Origin of the sequence: Mesobacillus subterraneus, from assembly GCF_023715485.1 — a bacterium.
Lineage (GTDB): Bacteria > Bacillota > Bacilli > Bacillales > Cytobacillaceae > Mesobacillus > Mesobacillus subterraneus_B.
The window spans coordinates 185,413-202,491 of the sequence record NZ_JAMBOF010000007.1 but is presented as its reverse complement, the minus strand read 5'-3'; the positions used below and the strand labels follow the sequence as shown (position 1 = coordinate 202,491).

General features: G+C 44.2%; 21 protein-coding genes. 6 read left to right on the top strand and 15 right to left on the bottom strand.

What is annotated here, in order from left to right; genetic code table 11:
* Positions 1 to 59 precede the first annotated feature (59 nt).
* The 7 genes from M3204_RS12275 to M3204_RS12245 form a co-directional block, all read right to left on the bottom strand.
* Positions 60 to 1,730: an acyl-CoA dehydrogenase family protein gene (locus tag M3204_RS12275; RefSeq protein ID WP_251482082.1), complete on the bottom strand. Its 1,671-nt coding sequence runs from the start codon at positions 1,728 to 1,730 to the stop codon at positions 60 to 62.
* Positions 1,727 to 2,092, bottom strand: a complete 366-nt coding sequence (locus M3204_RS12270; RefSeq protein ID WP_251482079.1) for a MerR family transcriptional regulator — start codon at positions 2,090 to 2,092, stop codon at positions 1,727 to 1,729. Before M3204_RS12270 ends, M3204_RS12275 begins: the two co-directional genes overlap by 4 nt.
* 167 nt (positions 2,093 to 2,259) lie before the next feature.
* Complete coding sequence (locus M3204_RS12265; RefSeq protein WP_251482077.1) at positions 2,260 to 3,426, bottom strand: murein hydrolase activator EnvC family protein; 1,167 nt, start codon at positions 3,424 to 3,426, stop codon at positions 2,260 to 2,262.
* A 275-nt stretch (positions 3,427 to 3,701) separates the two neighbouring features.
* Entirely contained in the window at positions 3,702 to 4,607 is a 906-nt protein-coding gene (sdaAA, locus tag M3204_RS12260) for an L-serine ammonia-lyase, iron-sulfur-dependent, subunit alpha (RefSeq protein ID WP_251482074.1), read from the bottom strand.
* A gap of 24 nt (positions 4,608 to 4,631) precedes the next feature.
* Positions 4,632 to 5,297, bottom strand: coding sequence for an L-serine ammonia-lyase, iron-sulfur-dependent subunit beta (gene sdaAB, locus M3204_RS12255; RefSeq protein WP_251482072.1), 666 nt, complete (start codon positions 5,295 to 5,297; stop codon positions 4,632 to 4,634).
* A gap of 161 nt (positions 5,298 to 5,458) precedes the next feature.
* The gene (locus M3204_RS12250; protein ID WP_251482069.1) at positions 5,459 to 6,484 is read right to left on the bottom strand and encodes a GGDEF domain-containing protein; all 1,026 of its coding nucleotides are present in this window, start codon (positions 6,482 to 6,484) and stop codon (positions 5,459 to 5,461) included.
* A gap of 335 nt (positions 6,485 to 6,819) precedes the next feature.
* Positions 6,820 to 7,524 (bottom strand): pseudouridine synthase, encoded by a 705-nt coding sequence (locus tag M3204_RS12245; RefSeq protein ID WP_251482066.1) that lies wholly within the window; start codon positions 7,522 to 7,524, stop codon positions 6,820 to 6,822.
* A gap of 282 nt (positions 7,525 to 7,806) precedes the next feature.
* On the opposite strand from M3204_RS12245, the gene M3204_RS12240 reads away from it, so the two are divergent.
* Complete coding sequence (locus M3204_RS12240; RefSeq protein WP_251482064.1) at positions 7,807 to 8,160, top strand: ASCH domain-containing protein; 354 nt, start codon at positions 7,807 to 7,809, stop codon at positions 8,158 to 8,160.
* Positions 8,161 to 8,171: 11 nt separating this feature from the next.
* The gene (locus tag M3204_RS12235; RefSeq protein ID WP_251482062.1) at positions 8,172 to 8,612 is read left to right on the top strand and encodes a hypothetical protein; all 441 of its coding nucleotides are present in this window, start codon (positions 8,172 to 8,174) and stop codon (positions 8,610 to 8,612) included.
* Between the two features lie 239 nt (positions 8,613 to 8,851).
* Here M3204_RS12235 and M3204_RS12230 read toward each other — a convergent pair whose 3' ends face one another.
* A complete protein-coding gene (locus tag M3204_RS12230; protein WP_251482060.1) occupies positions 8,852 to 9,424 on the bottom strand; it encodes a cysteine hydrolase family protein in 573 nt (190 codons plus the stop codon).
* Between the two features lie 189 nt (positions 9,425 to 9,613).
* Here M3204_RS12230 and M3204_RS12225 point away from each other — a divergent pair, with 189 nt between their 5' ends.
* Positions 9,614 to 10,036: an Lrp/AsnC family transcriptional regulator gene (locus M3204_RS12225; RefSeq protein ID WP_251482058.1), complete on the top strand. Its 423-nt coding sequence runs from the start codon at positions 9,614 to 9,616 to the stop codon at positions 10,034 to 10,036.
* Positions 10,037 to 10,051: 15 nt separating this feature from the next.
* On the opposite strand, the gene M3204_RS12220 is transcribed toward M3204_RS12225, so the two are convergent.
* The 7 genes from M3204_RS12220 to M3204_RS12190 form a co-directional block, all read right to left on the bottom strand.
* Complete coding sequence (locus M3204_RS12220; RefSeq protein WP_251482055.1) at positions 10,052 to 10,201, bottom strand: MerR family DNA-binding transcriptional regulator; 150 nt, start codon at positions 10,199 to 10,201, stop codon at positions 10,052 to 10,054.
* A gap of 400 nt (positions 10,202 to 10,601) precedes the next feature.
* Positions 10,602 to 11,024 carry a protein-tyrosine phosphatase family protein gene (locus M3204_RS12215; protein ID WP_251482053.1) on the bottom strand — a complete coding sequence of 141 codons (423 nt, stop codon included), beginning with the start codon at positions 11,022 to 11,024 and terminating at the stop codon, positions 10,602 to 10,604.
* A 15-nt stretch (positions 11,025 to 11,039) separates the two neighbouring features.
* Entirely contained in the window at positions 11,040 to 12,812 is a 1,773-nt protein-coding gene (arsA, locus tag M3204_RS12210) for an arsenical pump-driving ATPase (protein WP_251482051.1), read from the bottom strand.
* 15 nt (positions 12,813 to 12,827) lie between these two features.
* Complete coding sequence (arsD, locus tag M3204_RS12205) at positions 12,828 to 13,175, bottom strand: arsenite efflux transporter metallochaperone ArsD (RefSeq protein ID WP_251482049.1); 348 nt, start codon at positions 13,173 to 13,175, stop codon at positions 12,828 to 12,830.
* A gap of 75 nt (positions 13,176 to 13,250) precedes the next feature.
* Positions 13,251 to 13,670, bottom strand: a complete 420-nt coding sequence (gene arsC, locus M3204_RS12200; protein WP_251482046.1) for an arsenate reductase (thioredoxin) — start codon at positions 13,668 to 13,670, stop codon at positions 13,251 to 13,253.
* A gap of 19 nt (positions 13,671 to 13,689) precedes the next feature.
* On the bottom strand, positions 13,690 to 14,985 hold the full coding sequence (locus tag M3204_RS12195; protein WP_251482043.1) for an arsenic transporter: 1,296 nt from the start codon (positions 14,983 to 14,985) through the stop codon (positions 13,690 to 13,692).
* A 15-nt stretch (positions 14,986 to 15,000) separates the two neighbouring features.
* Complete coding sequence (locus tag M3204_RS12190; RefSeq protein ID WP_251482041.1) at positions 15,001 to 15,345, bottom strand: ArsR/SmtB family transcription factor; 345 nt, start codon at positions 15,343 to 15,345, stop codon at positions 15,001 to 15,003.
* Positions 15,346 to 15,614: 269 nt separating this feature from the next.
* Here M3204_RS12190 and M3204_RS12185 point away from each other — a divergent pair, with 269 nt between their 5' ends.
* The 3 genes from M3204_RS12185 to M3204_RS12175 all read left to right on the top strand — a co-directional run bounded on the left by M3204_RS12185 (position 15,615) and on the right by M3204_RS12175 (position 17,078).
* Complete coding sequence (locus M3204_RS12185) at positions 15,615 to 15,947, top strand: ArsR/SmtB family transcription factor (RefSeq protein ID WP_251482357.1); 333 nt, start codon at positions 15,615 to 15,617, stop codon at positions 15,945 to 15,947.
* Positions 15,948 to 16,021: 74 nt separating this feature from the next.
* Positions 16,022 to 16,189 (top strand): hypothetical protein, encoded by a 168-nt coding sequence (locus M3204_RS12180; protein ID WP_251482039.1) that lies wholly within the window; start codon positions 16,022 to 16,024, stop codon positions 16,187 to 16,189.
* A 25-nt stretch (positions 16,190 to 16,214) separates the two neighbouring features.
* Positions 16,215 to 17,078 (top strand): permease, encoded by an 864-nt coding sequence (locus M3204_RS12175; RefSeq protein ID WP_251482036.1) that lies wholly within the window; start codon positions 16,215 to 16,217, stop codon positions 17,076 to 17,078.
* The last annotated feature ends 1 nt before the right edge of the window (position 17,079 follow it).

Here is a 17,079-nt window from a genome sequence, read left to right as displayed (position 1 = left end):
CCCCTAAATCTCGACAAAAAAACAAGCCTTGAATGGAATAAGGCTTGTTTTTTCTACTATTAAAGAACAGCTTCTTTTTCGGTTCTCTCCAATACAATCTCTTCAAAGTAATCCACAGATTTCAGCTGGTCCGCAAACTCATTCTTGGAGGCCCAAGTCTCTTTAACAAAAACCTTCATCACCTTCTGTGCCCTCTCATCCCCACCAACACCATACTCCAAAGCATTCACACTCTCAAAAACCTTAACCATCAATTCCGCTACCCGTTTCGAGTGAAAAGTTTTATGGTCGTGAGATGCACTATGCAAAGCCATCAGCAGTTTCTCCAACTGCTCTATTCCATCACCAACCTTGCCAGCAAACTCTCCCTCCATCGCAGAAATTCTCTCCCTCATTTCCTGCAAAAACAACTCCCCAGCATTAAACTTCTCCATCAATCTTAATACCTCAAGCCCAAGAATGTTAGCCGTCCCTTCCCACACGGTCAGCACTTGTGCATCCCTCAATAACCGTGGAGTGACAAAGTCTTCTATATATCCGTTGCCTCCGTGCATTTCAATCGCTTCGTGTGCAAAATGGACGGCTTGTTCTGCGGTTTCTTTTTTCAATAGGGCGATGTAAAGCCTGTTTAGTACGATTTCTTTTTCTGTTACTCCTGGTTCGTTCCTCATGACTTTTTCAAACAACGGCAGGTACTTGAAGACTGTTCGGGTTTCGACTTCAAGTTTGACGGCCATTTTAGCTAAGGTGTCTTTGATCATCGGAAAATCCGCTAGCTTCTTGCCGAAGGCGTCCCGCTTCAGTGCGTACTGTCTCGCTTCACTGTATGCTCGGCGCATGATTCCGAGTGAGGCGACGGTGTTGCAGACACGGGAGAGATTGAGGGCTTCCATCATGTAGTAGAAGCCTTTTGCCGGGTCGCCGACGACGAATGCTTCTGCTCCTTCGAATTCGACTTCGGCGGATGGCACCGCCCTTACGCCTAGTTTATCCTTTAGCCGGCGGATTTTGATGCCGTTAAGCTTTCCGTCTTCTTTACGCCAAGGAACTGCAAACAGTGTCAAACCTTTTGTTCCGGAAGGAGCTCCTTCCTTTCTTGCTAAAACCATGGCGACGCCGCACATTCCTGCGTTTGAGGCGAAGTATTTTTCACCGTAGAGCTTGTAGCCGTCTTTCGTCTGGACTGCCTTTGTTTCGTTGGCGCCGACGTCTGATCCGCCCTGGCGTTCGGTCAGGAAGGTTGCGCCTTCGTATAGGGTTGTTTCTCCGGTGGATAAGACGTGGGGCAGGAATTTTTCTTTGATTTCTGATGAAGCATATTGGTCGAGCAGGTAGGCTGTTGCCATCGTCAGTGTGACCGGGCAGTAAAAACCTGGCTCTGTCTGGGATAACAGATAGCCCTGAGCATAAGAGTAGATATAATTCCCGCGCCGCCCAAGCTCGGGGATTTCCTTATGGACATAGCCGACAATGCCGGTGTTATATGAGTCTTCAACTGTTTTGCGATAGCCATCATTAACCCATACTTCCGAGATGTCTTCGCCGTAGGCATCGAATTTAATCAGCTTAGGCTGCCCTTCGCGGTCGGTGAACCTGGCGCGCTGGTCGATTTCATTGGCGCTTTTTTCGCCGAACTCAAGTAATTCCTTGTCAGCGTACGCAAAAAATTCTTCATCCAATAATTCCATCAATAACGCACGAAACTGCGGTTCTTCCTCGTAAAAATTCATTTACTTAGCCTCCCTTTAAAGTCCATTAACAATCTTTCGATTTCTTCCCTGATTTCAACCAATTCACATATTCTTTCGTTCACTGCTGCCAGCTTCTCTTGTCCATACTCAATGGTTCGCTCCAGCTGTTTTTCACCCGTCCTGTCCTCGTCGAATAACAGTACCATTTCCTTTATTTCCTCGAGCGAAAATCCAAATCGTTTACCTCGGATGACAAGCTTCAACCGTGCCAAATCCCTGCTCGAATAAATACGCCTTCCACCTTCGGAACGTGCTGGTTTCAACAAGCCCAGCTCTTCATAATAGCGAATGGTCCTTGTCGTAATCCCAAATTCCTCAGCCAAATCGGAAATTGAATACATATTTAAAACCTCTTTATATCAGTATAATCAGTAAATTAATTATACCATTGACGTTAACGTAAAGAACAAGCAGAAATAAAGCCAGACTTCCCGAGAAATCTGGCTTCATTATGGTACTACTGCAGCGGATTTACTTATTTTTAAAAATGCAGCAGTAAATCTAGTTTTTATTTTTCCAAATACTTTAGCGGATCGACGCTATTTGATTTTTCATAGTTCCACTGGCCTTCATGTATCTCGAAGTGGAGGTGCTTGCCTCTGCTGTCACCGGTATTGCCCATAAATCCGAGCATCTCGCCTTTGCTGATTGATTGCCCGGTGGTGACAGTGCTTTTTTCCAAATGGGCGTACAGGGTGGTGAACGTCATGCCGTCAATTTTATGTGTGATAAGGACGCAGTTGCCGTAGGTTGCGGAATAATAGGAGCGGATGACCGTACCTGATGCGGCGGCTACAACAATGGCGTCCGGGGATTCGTCGGCGATGTCAATCCCCGCATGGAGTCTTCCCCATCTAGGACCATACTCTGAAGTCAGCTCGCCAGCTGCTGGCATGATAAAAACATCCTCGGGATTGGCGGTCAAATACTCCACTCTTTGCTCTTGATTCTCTTTTAAAATCGCAATCTCCTGAGATGCCAGATTGACATAGACTTCATACATGTCCATAAGCTCGGATTCGCTTTCCTTCCTTTCTTTCTGGACGGAATCAAGCAAGCGCTGCTTTTCATCGGCTTTCTCTTGCAGCTCAGCTTTTAACGACTGCATTTCCTTCTGGTCATTTTCGAGCGAAACAATCCTTTTCTGCAAGTCCTTTTCCTTTTCCTTCATTATTAAAAGATCAGCTTGATGTTTTGCGATTAAGTCCTTGTCTGCTTTCATGATCGTACTAATTGCCTTCGCGGCATCGAACAGCTGGGACAGGTTTTTAGAGTCGAAGATGATATCCACATACAGTCCTAATCCATCTTGAATCTGCATTGTGCGTAAGCGTTCTTTAATCAGCTTTTCACGATTCACGATTCTTGCGTTAAGCTCTTCGATTTCTTTTTTCATCATTTCAGCGGTCTGATCTGACAACTCTACGACAGTATGAAGGTTACGGATCTTTTCGTTCACAAGAGCTGCTTCATCGTCCAGCGCTTTCAATTCAGTCAGATATTTCTGTTCCGCCTCACCCATTGCCTCGATGTCTGCTTCTTTCTTCATTACATCTTGTTTAAGATCCAGTCGCTGATCCCGTATCTCTGGCAATGTTTCCGATGCCTCAACTAGGATCGGCCCGGAACAAACTATTCCTATGATCATCGTGAGAAGCAATTCACGTTTTTTCATCTAACTCCCTCCGTTCTTAATAGGAGATTTGAACACTTATGTATTCTTTCAACCAGTATATAATGACTATTTTGCTAATTCTGTCGAGTGCTGTAGCAGGCTTGGAGAAAAAATGATTAATTTCACTAAAATTCCATAATTGGATAGGTATTTTCTCGGTCGATGCTATTAATCTCTCTCCCTTACAAGGAATATAATCTCTCGCAAAAGTGGTATTTCTCCCTAGGAAAAAACACAAAAAAGCCACGCTCCATTTAAGAGAGTGGCTGCAAATATTATTTCGTAATCAAATAATCTACTAACTTAGTCTTTGGCTTTCCAAAGATTTCTTCTTCCAGTCGACGGCCTGTTGGTGTGGCAGCGAGTCCGCCTTCTGCTGTTTCCCTTAGTGCGGATGGCATCGTCTGTCCGATCGCGTACATCGCGCCGATGACTTCGTCGCATGGGATTCTGCTTGTTACGCCTGCCAGTGCCATGTCGGCAGCAGTAATCGCGTTGGATGCGCCCATCGCATTTCTTTTTACACATGGAACTTCAACCAATCCGGCAACTGGGTCACAGACTAGTCCAAGCATGTTTTTTAAAGTAATCGCAAAGGCTTCTGAAGACTGCTGAGGTGTTCCGCCGGCCATCTCAACAATGGCGGCCGCGGCCATTCCGCTTGCTGATCCTACTTCTGCCTGACATCCACCTGCAGCACCGGAAATGGAGGCGTTGTTTGCAACGACAAATCCAAAGGCGGCAGTCGTGAACAAGAACTCAATCATTTCCATGCGCGTTGGGTTCAGCTTTTCCTTCACGGCAAAAAGAGTGCCTGGGACAACCCCTGCAGATCCTGCAGTCGGCGTTGCGCAGATGATTCCCATCGCTGCATTCACTTCATTCGTAGCGACAGCCTTACTGACGGCATCCAATAATAGATTGCCAGAAAGCGACTTACCGGTGTTAATATAGTTTTGCAGCAATACCGCATCTCCGCCGGTAAGGCCTGAGTGAGATTTTACTCCATTCAATCCACGTTCAACAGCACGTTCCATGACGGAAAGGTTATTGTCCATCTGGGCGATGATATCTTCCCTCGAACGGCCTGAAACTTCTATTTCCTGCCGAATCATGATTTCGGCGATTTTAACCTGGTTTTGTTCAGCTAATTCAACAAGCTCGGCAACATTACGAAACATGGCCAGCCCTCCTGATGTTTTCTTTTAGTCGACCAATCGGATGACCTGATCGACGCCTTCGAGCGAACTTAATTCGGCAAACACTCCCTCTTCAAGTTTGTGGTCCATTTCTATCACCATAACGGCCACGTCACCCTTTTCTTTCCGTGAGACTTCCATGTGGCCAATATTAATTTGATATTTTGATAAAACGCTAGTTACAGCTGAAATCAAGCCGAACCGGTCATGATGCACGACCAGAATCGCAGGATGAGCTCCTGACAACTTCAATTTAAAGGAATTGATTTCGATGATCTCAATTGTTCCGCCGCCGATGGAGATCCCGACGATTTCAAGCTCTTTACCTGCATCATCAAATAAATTTATTTTTACCGTATTCGGATGCTCCGTGACAGCATCTTCCGTGATAAATTCAACTTCCAAACCGGATTGTTCAGCAATTTCCAACGCTTCAGGAATCCGTTCATCAAATGTATCAAAGTCCATGATTCCTGCAACAAGTGCCAAATCTGTCCCATGCCCTTTGTATGTTTTCGCAAAAGAACCGTACAAGGAAATGACCGCTTTCGTCGGCTGTTTTTCGAATAATGTACGAGCGACTCTGCCTATCCTTGCAGCGCCAGCTGTATGTGAACTGGACGGCCCGATCATCACCGGACCAATAATATCAAATGCAGATCGATATTTCATGGTGCACTGCTCCTTTTATCAATCTATTAAAATGCTATTGAAAGCGATTTCATATAAAACCATTGTTAAAGAGTTTTAACCATAGTTATCTTACCACAATATCTATAGAGTTTAATCAAAAATTTTATAGAAAGAAAAACCATTCCCGTAATCGGAAATGGTTAATTCATGCTCACTTTATTCCTGCCGCTGTTTTTCGATGTATATAAACCTTTGTCTGCTCGATTTAATAATGAATCAATATTGTCTCCAGGCTGGTAATCCGTGACCCCGAAGCTTGCGGTCAAACTGCCAGCACCCTTGAAGGTCTTGTTCTCGACCAGCTTGCGGAGTTGCTCCGCTTTTTCATAGGCTTGACCACCTGTACAATTGTTAATAAGGATGAATTCCTCTCCGCCCCAGCGGCCGAACAGGTCTCCTTCTGACAGATTGCCAGAAATGGTGGCAGACAGCTCCTTCAGGACACAATCGCCGATTTTATGGCCGTACTGGTCGTTAACTTTCTTGAAGTGATCAATATCAAAGAAGATGATAGAAAACGGGATCTCATCCTCATCAGCATCCTCAAGCTTTTCTTCGAGCCAGACATCAATCTGGTGACGGTTGGCAACCCTCGTCAGAGAGTCAATATAGGCATGCTTTTTAAAGAAATCCCGTTCCGTGAATGCCTTGAATATATTCTGGGCGTAAAAGAGGACCAGAATATAAACAATGTTTGCAGCATGGAATTGCGTAAGTGAATCAATGGATTCTGGAGGCATTTTCCCACTATACATCAATCCGATCCCAAGAGTAATGGAGAAGATGATGATCGAGAAGTAAAGTCCCCTTTTTGTCCCCAGAACTAAAAAGAAAAACATGATAATCAATGGAATCCAAACGATGAAATCCCCTAGAGATCCACCCGTTTTTGCAAGGTCATTATGTACGACATCGAACAAAGTTGTAACGTGGTATAGACTCACTAATAATAAGTTGGAATATTCACCAAACCGTATGGCAAGATTCAGATACACTAAAAACCAGCTGACAGAGAACCAAAAGATCAGAGTTGTGTTGACGATTGTATCAAAAAGGCTCTCATTATTCAGGAAGCTATTGATGACTAAAGCTATAGTAATGATCGGCAGCAGCCACATGTAGACAATTCTTTTCAGCTCATCAATCGTGTCAAATTTCTTGAACATTTTACTCATCTCCCAAACTAACCTCAATGGATTAGCAGTCCACAAATATGGCAGCAGCGCAGCCCGCTTTGATAAGCAGTCCTGTTGGCTTGAGCCATTGTTTATCTCTATTGCTTTGAAACCAATCATCTTGAATTAGAGGGAAAACCTCTTTAAGAAAGTCGAATTCAGCTCTATCCTCTACTAAAAAACAAATGTTCTTTCTATACTTCCATTGTACTAGAAAACTTTATTTTAGTATATTTCAAAACGCAAAAGAAGAAGCAAAAGTCCCAGATAGGACCCTGTTTCTCCTTATTTTTTAGTATTTAAGGCAGAACAGCAAAAAACACCGTTCACGAATGAACGGTGCCATCTAATTGGGCAAGCATATCGTCTAATTCAAAATTTGTAAGCTCCCGCCATTTCCCTTCAGCGAGGCCATCCATTGATATGTTCATGATCCGGATCCGTTCCAGTCTTGTGACCCTGTACCCACACTCTTTTGCCATCCTGCGAATCTGGCGGTTGAGCCCTTGAGTGAGTATAATCCGAAACTCGTAATCACTATTTTTTGAAACCTGGCACGGATTTGTCTTCGTGCCAAGTATCTCAATACCGCCTGACATTTTTCTAATAAATTCTTCAGTAATCAGGCGATCAACAGTGACTACATACTCTTTCTCATGCCCAAACTCCGAACGCATCATTTTATTAACAATTTCTCCGTCATTCGTCATTAAGATCAGCCCTTCGGAATCTTTATCCAGCCGGCCAATCGGAAAAACCCTGATAGGGTAATCGATGAAATCGATAATATTTCCTTCTACCGCTTTTGCAGCTGTACACGTTATACCAACCGGTTTATGGAGCGCGATATAGACAGCTTCTTCCTTCTCAGGAATAACAAGACCATCAATCAGAACCACATCTTCTGGACTAATCATTGTCCCTGGTTCACAAACTTCTCCATTCACCGTTATTCTTCTTTCTGCAATCAGGCGATTGGTCGCCCGCCGAGAGCAAAAACCCGTTTCGCTTATATATTTATTGATTCTCATAGCTGCTCCAATCATGCCGATTTATTATATATTTATGACGAGGGATTTTTTCCAGGGGTGGTCAGTCTTCAACTTTACCCTTTTAAAAATCCGAAGAGTTCTCCTGCTTATCAATCACTGTTTTAATACATTTTTGAGATACCGTTTAACGATACAACAAATCACACACATATAAAAGGCAATCATTCATAATATAGCTTCCATTTATTTAGCCCCACCCTTGGATTTCCTTTTTCAAAATATGGTACATTATATAGGAACAAAAGGAAGGGAGTTTTTTCAATGACAAATCATGAAGAACAAAAAAACGCTTTACCGCCAAAAACATGTGAGATCGAGCGTCTGGTAACTATGGAAGACGACATCAATAAAGTATTGGAAGGCAAAAAAACTGCGACTCGCCGTAACGGAAGATATGCTGACGTGGGCGAGATCATGGAATTAAAAGGCCAGAAATTCGTAGTGGACAAGGTGTATTCCCAATCACTTGGAGAATTGACTGACGAAGACGCCCGCCGCGAAGGCTTTGAAACAGTTGAAGAATACAAGCAATCCATTTTAGCCTACCACCCAGGAATGCCTTGGCTTCCACAAATGAGAGTCTGGGTCCATGAGTTCAGCCCTGTTAACGAATAATAGGCGTTGAAATGGATTTACTTTATCGAATCATCATTTATTTGCACGTAGCAAGCGTGATTGCTTCAATTGGCCCATTCTTCATTCTCATGCCAATTGTTAAAAAATTGCCTTCTGCTGAGGGAAAACTGCTGGAAGCATATTTGGCAACGTTAAAGTCAGTTGTCCGGCTCTCGAAGCATGCAGGCCATGTGCTAATTGGAACTGGTGTGCTGCTCGTCATTCTAGGCCCATGGACATGGAAAACGCCTTGGATCGTCGGAACACTGGCGCTGCTGTTCGCTTCCCTGTTCTTCCTCGCGAGGGCATTCTCGCCAACGCTTCGGAAATTCACCGAAGAAGGCGCCGACAAGCTGGAATTAGCCGCAAAGCTGAAGCGGACGATTTGGACATACATAATCTTATTGATGTCGATGCTTTGGTTCATGGTCGTGAAACCGAATTTGTGGTGAATAAGATGAAGCCCGGGCGGCGTTGCCCGGGCTTTTGAAATTGGCGGAATGAACGCCTTGGTCGATATAATCCGGAATGTGGTCGATATTTTTGGAAATGTGGTCGATATAATTCAAAATCCGCCGATAAAATGAAAAATATGGTCGATATATTTAATTTTTCGCTGATAAAATCACAAACATGTGCGATATTAACGAATTTCCGCTAAATCACTTCTACTTCAGTACGAAGACCTTCTTCATTTTACTTGAATACACTCGTTTAATAGAGATTCAGTATCCATAATTACCGCAAACTCCCCGTTCAGGTTCGCCATAGTCATCGCATGAATCAATTCTGCTTCGTAGACTTCTCCATTAATCCCTTTCCGGTCAAAGGTTGCCGTTGCATCGGAAACGAGGATTGGGTTAAACCCGTAATTTCCAGCCATGCGAGTGGTCGTTTCAACACAGTGGTTCGTCGTCAATCCCGTAACGACAATATGCTCACTCTTCAGATCAACGAGGATTTGATGCAAATCAGTCCCGATAAAAGCACTGTTCACAGATTTTGTGATGACCATTTCCTCCTCCAGCGGCTGTATAAAGTCCATGAACTCAATGTCTTCTTTCTTTTTATAAAAAAAGTAGGAACTCTTATTTTCAGAGACATGCTGCACGAAGATAATCGGCCGCCCCATTTCCCGCCAATGCCGGATCAGTTTATCAATGTTTTCTTCCGCATTCGGATTGTTCCTGTTCCCCCAGGCCGGGTTAAAAAAGGCCTTCTGTACATCAATAACAATCAGCGGATCATTTTTCGTAAATCTCATATCCATCATCCCCTTATCATTTATAAGGTAATTTTAATAATAAAAGGATATAATTTACATGAAGTTTCTACGTTATTTAAAATCATCTCCTTTAAAATTTACTGCATTTAAGCCATTTTTCCTTAAAAACAAAAATCAGGTTTCTAACCAGAAAGTTCTTGCTTAAAAAAATATAAACGGGGTGTCATTATGGACCAGGTTGATAAAAATATTCTTCACCATCTTCAGGAAGACGGCAGGATTTCGATGACTGAACTAGGCAGGCGAGTGGGGTTATCCGTCCCTGCGGTAAAGGAGCGAGTAAAACGACTCGAGGAAAATGGTACGATTCTTGGATATCGTGCGATTCTCAATCCCAAAAAAGTGAATAAGCATGTGCTGGCTTTTATCCTGTTCGATTCAAAGCGCTGCAAGGAGTTTCGCGAGTTCTGCATCGAGCATCCAATGGTCGTCGAATGCCACAGACTAGCTGGACAATATAGCTATCTAGTGAAGGTTCTCGCAGATTCTGTGGAAAACCTCGAAGATTTTATTGATGATTCAATGATTTACGGTCATCCTTCAACATTGATTAACCTGTCTTCACCTGTTGAATTTAAACATATTACATAAAATAAGGCTGCTTTCTTATAAAAGGCATAGGAATCCGTTGTTATAATAGCGGTACTTATTATTCGGGTTGATGAATACAGGCTCGAGCAGCTTGATCTCCGCATAATACCTGAGCGTCTCCTTGCTTAGCCCCGTCATTTTGGAAAATTCGCTTACCTTGTACATTTCGGCCCCCTTATAGAAACATCTTAAACTATGTAGTGCACTACAGGGTCAAATATTTTATGTAAAAAAAGCCGGTGCATGAGTTCATACACCGGCTCTGTCTTCTAACAACAATCTCTTTCATTCCCAGATAACACGAACCCGTCTGCATTCGCGTCAAAATCGAGCGTTGATTCCTTTGCTTCGATTTCGATCGATGGATCGATTGCTACTCTGATTCCATTTGATTCAATTACTTCATCATCTGATTCCGGCTCATCCAGAGCCAGGCCTAATTTTGGGCTTCCTCAACTGATGCCGGCAAAAAACACACGGATGCCAGTTGCATTCTGCTCTTGCAGCAGCTGCTTTAGGCTGTCACGAGCTTGATCGGTGATTTTCAAAAAAACTTCCTCCTATCCTAAGCGCCAGGGAATAATCTTCCGAGCGCCGCTTTCATTTCAGGGTTCACTTTGATGACGTCACGGATTCCCTTTGCCTTTGCTTCTGCTTCCTCGATGCTGTTAGCTTCTCCAAGCTTCAGCAATGTCCCGATGGCCACGGTACCTGTCCTGTTTCTTCCGCCAGAGCAGTGGAAGTACACATTCTTACCAGATTCGTATGCGTTGATCACCTCGTCAATGGCCTGCTTCACAGACTCATCCTGGTGCTCGGCATTGTCGACGATTGGCTGGTGCTTCCGATTATAATCATAATAGCCTTCCGTGTTTTCTGCACGCAAATCATATACTACATCGATTTTTTCCTTCTTCAGTAATTCTGGAATGGCATCAGCACCGCCAATGTAAATCCGTTTCGGAATTAATTGTTGGTATTCACTCATTTATATATCCACCTTTCAATGATTGATTAAGTCCTTCATTTTATCGTACCCCAGTTTTTCTTCTGGCTGCCAGGGAACAATGCTCGTCCTCTCAGCAATTTCTTCGCTGACTCGCTTGATCCAGGCTTTTTCAGCATCAGCCCGACTCTGTAAAATCGGATCCGTCGTTTGCTGCGCATACAGGCTTTGATTGATCACCCACCACTCTGGCTCGATCGATGCCCGTTTTAAATCATCGCGCAGCCGCGTCGCTTCAAGAACCGGCGTGGCTTCTGGCAGGGTAACGATCACCACGCTTGTTTCCTCGGGATTACGCAATTTCGGCAATAAATACTTAACACTCTCCGAGACTGTACCCGTCGAGCGGGAAATTTCTTTATGATACGATTCCGCAGAGTTCAACAACAATAATGTGTGCCCAGTAGGAGCTGTATCAATCACGACAATCTCCTCCTTCGACTTCTCCACAATATCGGCAAATGCCTGGAACACAGCTATCTCTTCGGTACAAGGGGAATTCAGGTCTTCCTCAAGATAAGCAAGGGCATCCTCGTCTAACTGGCCCTTATTTTGTGACAATACCGCTTCCTTATAAGCCTCCACTTCCTTCTTCGGATCGAGGCGGCTGATCGTCAGGTTTCCGCAGGCATCCTTCTGCTGGAAGGTGTAATCGAGGTGAGCGGCTGGGTCGGTTGTCGTCAAATGGACCTTCAGCCCTTTTTCAGCAAGTCCTACAGCGATAGCTGAAGCCATCGTCGTCTTGCCGACGCCGCCCTTCCCCATTGTAAAAATGATCCGCATATCGTTTTCGGCAAAATCATCAACAAGTTCCTGTAATGAATGCAGACGTGCTTCAGACAGTTCCACTTCGCTTCTCTCAGCTGAATCCGTCGCAGGCTTGAACATCTTGCGAAGATTGTCCACACCGGTCAATGAAAAAGGCACAAATGGAATCGAAAACATCCCGACCTGCTTCAGATTTTTCGGCAGATCCGTGAGCGCTTTCCGCTGTCGGTCATAGAATGCTTTTGAAATCGGATCTTCTTTTACGTGATTCTGTAGTAGCCCATTGATGATGACAACCTGATTTTCCATTCCGATTCCCTTCAGCTCAGCTGAAGCCCTTTCTGCTTCTAGCATTGAGGATGGTTCCGGCCGTGTAACAAGAATCAGTGTCGTCATCTTCGGATCAGACAGCGCTTTTACCGTAGAAGTATACAGTTGCTTCTTCTCCCCAAGGCCGGATAACGGACCGAGGCAGGAAGCTCCATGAGTGCTTTCCTCCAAAAAGCTGCTCCACGCGGTCGGGAGTTGAAGGAGCCTGAGCGTATGGCCTGTCGGAGCCGTGTCAAACAAGATATGGTCATACTGGCTTATCAAATCCTGGTCGGTGAGCAAATTGGAGAACTCATCAAAAGCGGCGATTTCCACCGTGCAAGCACCGGAAAGCTGTTCTTCCATCGTCGCGACCACACTTTCTGGCAGGGCATTGCGATAAGGAGAAATCACTTTTTCCCGGTATTGCCGTGCCGATTCCTCCGGATCTATATTGCAGGCTGATAGATTCTGAACGGAAGGGACTTCGACTGGCTGATTGCCGATCTCGATATCAAATACATCCTGCAGATTCGATGCCGGGTCTGTGCTAACAATTAATACCTTTTTACCTGTATCCGCAAGTGCAACCGCTGTGGCACAGGCGGTAGAGGTCTTGCCCACTCCGCCTTTCCCGGTAAAAAAGAGATAAGGGGTGTTGACTACATATTTCGGATGGAAAGTTTGGAACATGGCTATTCTCCTTCCTTAAAGCAGCGTATTACGCGGTTTCTCAGGGGTCAGATCTTTGACATCCACTCCAAGCCAGCTTGCAAATTCTTCATTGGCAGGGTAGCTGCCTACTTTCTCTACCTTTCCATCCACGATAACAAGCGGCAGTGCCTCCGGTCCTTTTTCATGCAATAGCTGATTAACTTCTTTATGTTCAACGAATGCGGCTGGGTCATTGGCAAGATTATAGCGGCTGATTGGAAAGCCTTTTTTCTCCAGGATAAAAATTGCAGAGGCTACCCTCGTTAGTTCCGGGTCAACACTAGGCCCGCACACTCCTGTCGGGCAGCACAACGCCGGGTCAAAGATTTTGATTGTCTTCATCGCATTTTCTCCTCTCGGTAAATATGTATTTAAAACAACAGCCAAGAGCGATTCCCCTTGGCTGTTTGTTTCGGTTTATTTTCCAGTCTCAGCAAATGTTTTGATGCGGTCGCTGATTTCGTCGCGCACTCGCTGGAATACGGCCCACTTTTCTTCTTCTGTTCCCTCAGCTTTTGCAGGATCATCAAATCCCCAATGTTCACGTTTCACATGTGGAGGTGTTACCGGGCAATGCTCATCCGCATGGCCGCAAAGTGTGACGACTAGCTCAGCATTGTTCAGGATTTCAGGATCAATGACATCAGAAGTATGGCTCGTAATATCGATGCCTACCTCATTCATCGCTTTGACAGCGTTCGGGTTCAATCCATGGGCTTCAAGACCCGCGCTTTTCACTTCCCACTCATCACCTAAATATTTCTTAGCCCATCCTTCAGCCATTTGGCTTCTGCAAGAGTTTCCAGTACATAAGAAGTAGATCGTTTTTTTAGCCATAGTAGATTCGCTCCCTTGTTTAAATTATGAGTAACCAAATATATAGACCTACCAAAGTGATGAACAAAGTAGGAATGGTTAAAATGATTCCAGTTTTAAAATAAGTGCCCCATGAAATCTTGACGGCTTTCAATGAAAGAACGTGGAGCCATAAAAGTGTTGCCAGTGAACCGATTGGCGTAATTTTCGGGCCTAAATCGGATCCAATGACGTTCGCATAAATCAGCGCTTCGCGTACAACACCGGTTGTGTTAGTATCCGCAATTGCCAGCGCATCAATCATGACGGTTGGCATATTGTTCATGATCGAAGAAAGAATCGCCGCGATGAAGCCCATGCCAATCGTTGCGACAAACAAGCCCTGGTCGGCCGCAGCCTGGATGACATCGGCAAGGATGTTCGTCAATCCAGCGTTACGCAAGCCGTAAACAACGACATACATGCCTATTGAGAAGAACACGATCGCCCATGGCGCGCCTTTTACGACGGTTGACGTATGGACAGCCGGACTCCTCCTTGCCATCATCAAGAAGAAAATGGCTACGATACCGGCTATGAAAGATACCGGTATGTTCAGGAATTCACTAGCGAAGTACCCGACAAGCAGGACCCCCAGAACAATCCATGATAAGCGGAACATCTTCATATCCTTGATCGCTTCTACCGGCTTTTTCAAATCGGACATGTCGTAATTCTTCGGAATGCTCTTACGGAAGAATAGATATAAAACCAAAATACTTGCACCTAGTGAAAAGAAGTTCGGCACAATCATGCGAGATGCATATTCGACGAATCCAATATTGAAGTAGTCGGCAGATACGATATTCACCAGGTTGCTGACAACCAGCGGCAGCGAAGTCGTATCGGCAATGAACCCGCTCGCCATGATAAAAGGGAAAACCATTTTTTCTTCAAATTTCAAATTTCGCACCATTGCCAAAACGATTGGCGTCAAAATCAATGCGGCGCCATCATTGGCGAACAGCGCGGCAACAGCCGCACCCAGCAGAGTCACGTACACGAACATCTTGACTCCGTTTCCCTTGGCAGCCCTCGCCATATGCAGGGCGGACCATTCGAAGAAACCAATTTCGTCTAAAATCAATGAAATAATTATGATTGCGATAAACGCGAGTGTCGCATTCCAGACAATCCCGGTAACATCGATCACGTCCTGGAAATCGACGACACCAAAGGTCAATGCTAAAATCGCTCCACCTACTGCTGACCAGCCGATCCCCAGACCCTTAGGCTGCCAGATGACCAATGTCAGCGTCACGAGGAAAATCAATGAAGCTATAATTGCTAAAGACAAATCCACACACCTCCGTTATTCACAAGAAATCCGTTTCCCTTGCTTTTCTAGTTCTGATAATTTCTCTTCCTGGCTCGGAAGTGCATTCATAAGCAATTGAACAAAATCAAAATGCTCGTACTGCTGGTTCAGTGAATAGAATACCCACTGCCCTCTCCTGCTTTCCTTTACCAGACCTGCGTCCTTCAGCTTCCGAATATGCTGGCTGATCGCTGGCTGGCTTGTATCGAACATTGCTACAAATTCACAGACACAGCAATCGTGGTCTGCGAGAATCCTCATCATCGTCAAACGAGTCTTGTCGCCAAGCAGCTTTAAAATCGCAGCAGCCTGATCCATTTCAATACTTTGTTTAATCAATTACTCTCCACCTCCAATAACGTCATTATCATATAATAATATGCTTATATGTACAATAGTTTTTCTTGTTAAGTTTCTGTAAAGATTGAATCCTCTATTCTGCAAGCCATAATTTAGTCAAAAGCTAACGTAAGAAAGTAATGGAAAAATAAATCAAAAATTTTTGATTTAACAGTTGCAAACTGGATTCACAGGAAATATAATACAATATATCAAGAGATTTTGATTAAGGAGAGCTGAAAGTGGAGAAATTCATTCCTTTAACCGACCTGACCAATCCCAACAAAGCCACAGAGGAACCGCCGCTTCAAAGCACCTTTGAAAAGTATGAAAGCAAGTTCAAAGCCCTGGCCGACCAAAAACGCCTGCACATACTGAATCTGCTATGCCAGCAAGACTCCAGCTGTGTTTGTGATTTAAGTGAACTGATTGATATGCCGCAATCCAAGCTGAGCTACCATTTAAAAATTTTGCTTGATGCCAATCTGATCACCAAGGAAACAAAAGGTACCTGGAGCTACTACAAAGTAAACACCACAGAAATCAACCACCTATTATCTCCAGAGCTTTGCTGCCTTTTCAGACCTAGTGATTGTTGTTAGGTTTTCTTTTTAAAGTATTAATCAATTTTTTTTGATAAATAAATCAACATATTTTGATGAAGGAGAGGATATATATGTTTTATCATGATTATCAAGCATTGGCACAGTTAAGAAAGCAGGAAGTTGAAAGTAAAGCAAAACACGCCTGGAAGTTCTTCGAGCAGCCTGAAATGAAACGAATTTCTTGGCCGACTATCTCTAAACAGCAGCCAAACTGCTGTGCAACACCAGCTAACGCTTAAACTAATTGGAAGAAGGTAGAGGAAGATGATTGAATTTCTAAAAAGCTTTTTATGGATTGCCCTAGAGTTAACAGTGCTTTTTGTCGGGATCTCTTTTTTGATTAGCCTGCTGCAGGGATATATTCCATACGAAAAAATTGAAAAAAAATTAACAGGCAGCAATAAATTGTTCGCAAGCTTCGCGGCTATCCTGTTCGCTTTTATCACACCATTCTGTTCCTGCTCTACGATTCCGGTAGTGGTCAACATGCTGAAAAAGAAAATCCCGTTTTCAATAGTCATGGTTTTCCTCTTCGCTTCTCCAGTTCTTGACCCGACAATTTTAACCATCATGGGCGTGGTGATGGGCTGGAAGGTCACGATACTTTATACCGTTATCACAAGTATATTTTCAATCGTCATCGGCTTCACGCTCGATAAGCTTGGATTCCAGCGTTACGTCAAAAATGTCATGATGTCAGGTTATGAAGAAACGAACCAGAAATTCAATTGGCGCTTCGCCCTGAATGAAACGTGGTCTTTAATGAAAAGTGTCTACCCTTACCTGATTATTGGCGCAGCAATCGGTGCTGTGATTCACGGACTTGTTCCAACTGAATTCATCACGAATTGGTTCGGCCACGACGCATGGTGGCTGATCCCTATCGCAGCCGTTGTCGGAATACCGTTATACATTCGCCTTTCAAGCATGATCCCGATTTCACAGATGTTAATTTTAAAAGGTATGGCACTTGGCCCTGTCATGGCCATGATGATCAGTTCAGCCGGCGCAAGTCTTCCCGAAGTCATCCTGTTGAAATCGATTTTTCGAAAACAGCTCGTCTTCGCATTCATTGCATCCGTCATCACAATGTCTACTGTATCCGGATTCATCTTTTATCTTGTATAAT

What these genes read in the sequence shown, in the direction of transcription:
- M3204_RS12275 (WP_251482082.1), bottom strand. Translation starts at nt 1,730, where the DNA reads ATGAATTTTTACGAGGAAGAACCGCAGTTTCGTGCGTTATTGATGGAA.
- M3204_RS12270 (WP_251482079.1), bottom strand. Translation starts at nt 2,092, where the DNA reads ATGTATTCAATTTCCGATTTGGCTGAGGAATTTGGGATTACGACAAGG.
- M3204_RS12265 (WP_251482077.1), bottom strand. Translation starts at nt 3,426, where the DNA reads ATGAAAAAACGTGAATTGCTTCTCACGATGATCATAGGAATAGTTTGT.
- sdaAA (WP_251482074.1), bottom strand. Translation starts at nt 4,607, where the DNA reads ATGTTTCGTAATGTTGCCGAGCTTGTTGAATTAGCTGAACAAAACCAG.
- sdaAB (WP_251482072.1), bottom strand. Translation starts at nt 5,297, where the DNA reads ATGAAATATCGATCTGCATTTGATATTATTGGTCCGGTGATGATCGGG.
- M3204_RS12250 (WP_251482069.1), bottom strand. Translation starts at nt 6,484, where the DNA reads ATGTTCAAGAAATTTGACACGATTGATGAGCTGAAAAGAATTGTCTAC.
- M3204_RS12245 (WP_251482066.1), bottom strand. Translation starts at nt 7,524, where the DNA reads ATGAGAATCAATAAATATATAAGCGAAACGGGTTTTTGCTCTCGGCGG.
- M3204_RS12240 (WP_251482064.1), top strand. Translation starts at nt 7,807, where the DNA reads ATGACAAATCATGAAGAACAAAAAAACGCTTTACCGCCAAAAACATGT.
- M3204_RS12235 (WP_251482062.1), top strand. Translation starts at nt 8,172, where the DNA reads ATGGATTTACTTTATCGAATCATCATTTATTTGCACGTAGCAAGCGTG.
- M3204_RS12230 (WP_251482060.1), bottom strand. Translation starts at nt 9,424, where the DNA reads ATGAGATTTACGAAAAATGATCCGCTGATTGTTATTGATGTACAGAAG.
- M3204_RS12225 (WP_251482058.1), top strand. Translation starts at nt 9,614, where the DNA reads ATGGACCAGGTTGATAAAAATATTCTTCACCATCTTCAGGAAGACGGC.
- M3204_RS12220 (WP_251482055.1), bottom strand. Translation starts at nt 10,201, where the DNA reads ATGTACAAGGTAAGCGAATTTTCCAAAATGACGGGGCTAAGCAAGGAG.
- M3204_RS12215 (WP_251482053.1), bottom strand. Translation starts at nt 11,024, where the DNA reads ATGAGTGAATACCAACAATTAATTCCGAAACGGATTTACATTGGCGGT.
- arsA (WP_251482051.1), bottom strand. Translation starts at nt 12,812, where the DNA reads ATGTTCCAAACTTTCCATCCGAAATATGTAGTCAACACCCCTTATCTC.
- arsD (WP_251482049.1), bottom strand. Translation starts at nt 13,175, where the DNA reads ATGAAGACAATCAAAATCTTTGACCCGGCGTTGTGCTGCCCGACAGGA.
- arsC (WP_251482046.1), bottom strand. Translation starts at nt 13,670, where the DNA reads ATGGCTAAAAAAACGATCTACTTCTTATGTACTGGAAACTCTTGCAGA.
- M3204_RS12180 (WP_251482039.1), top strand. Translation starts at nt 16,022, where the DNA reads ATGTTTTATCATGATTATCAAGCATTGGCACAGTTAAGAAAGCAGGAA.
- M3204_RS12175 (WP_251482036.1), top strand. Translation starts at nt 16,215, where the DNA reads ATGATTGAATTTCTAAAAAGCTTTTTATGGATTGCCCTAGAGTTAACA.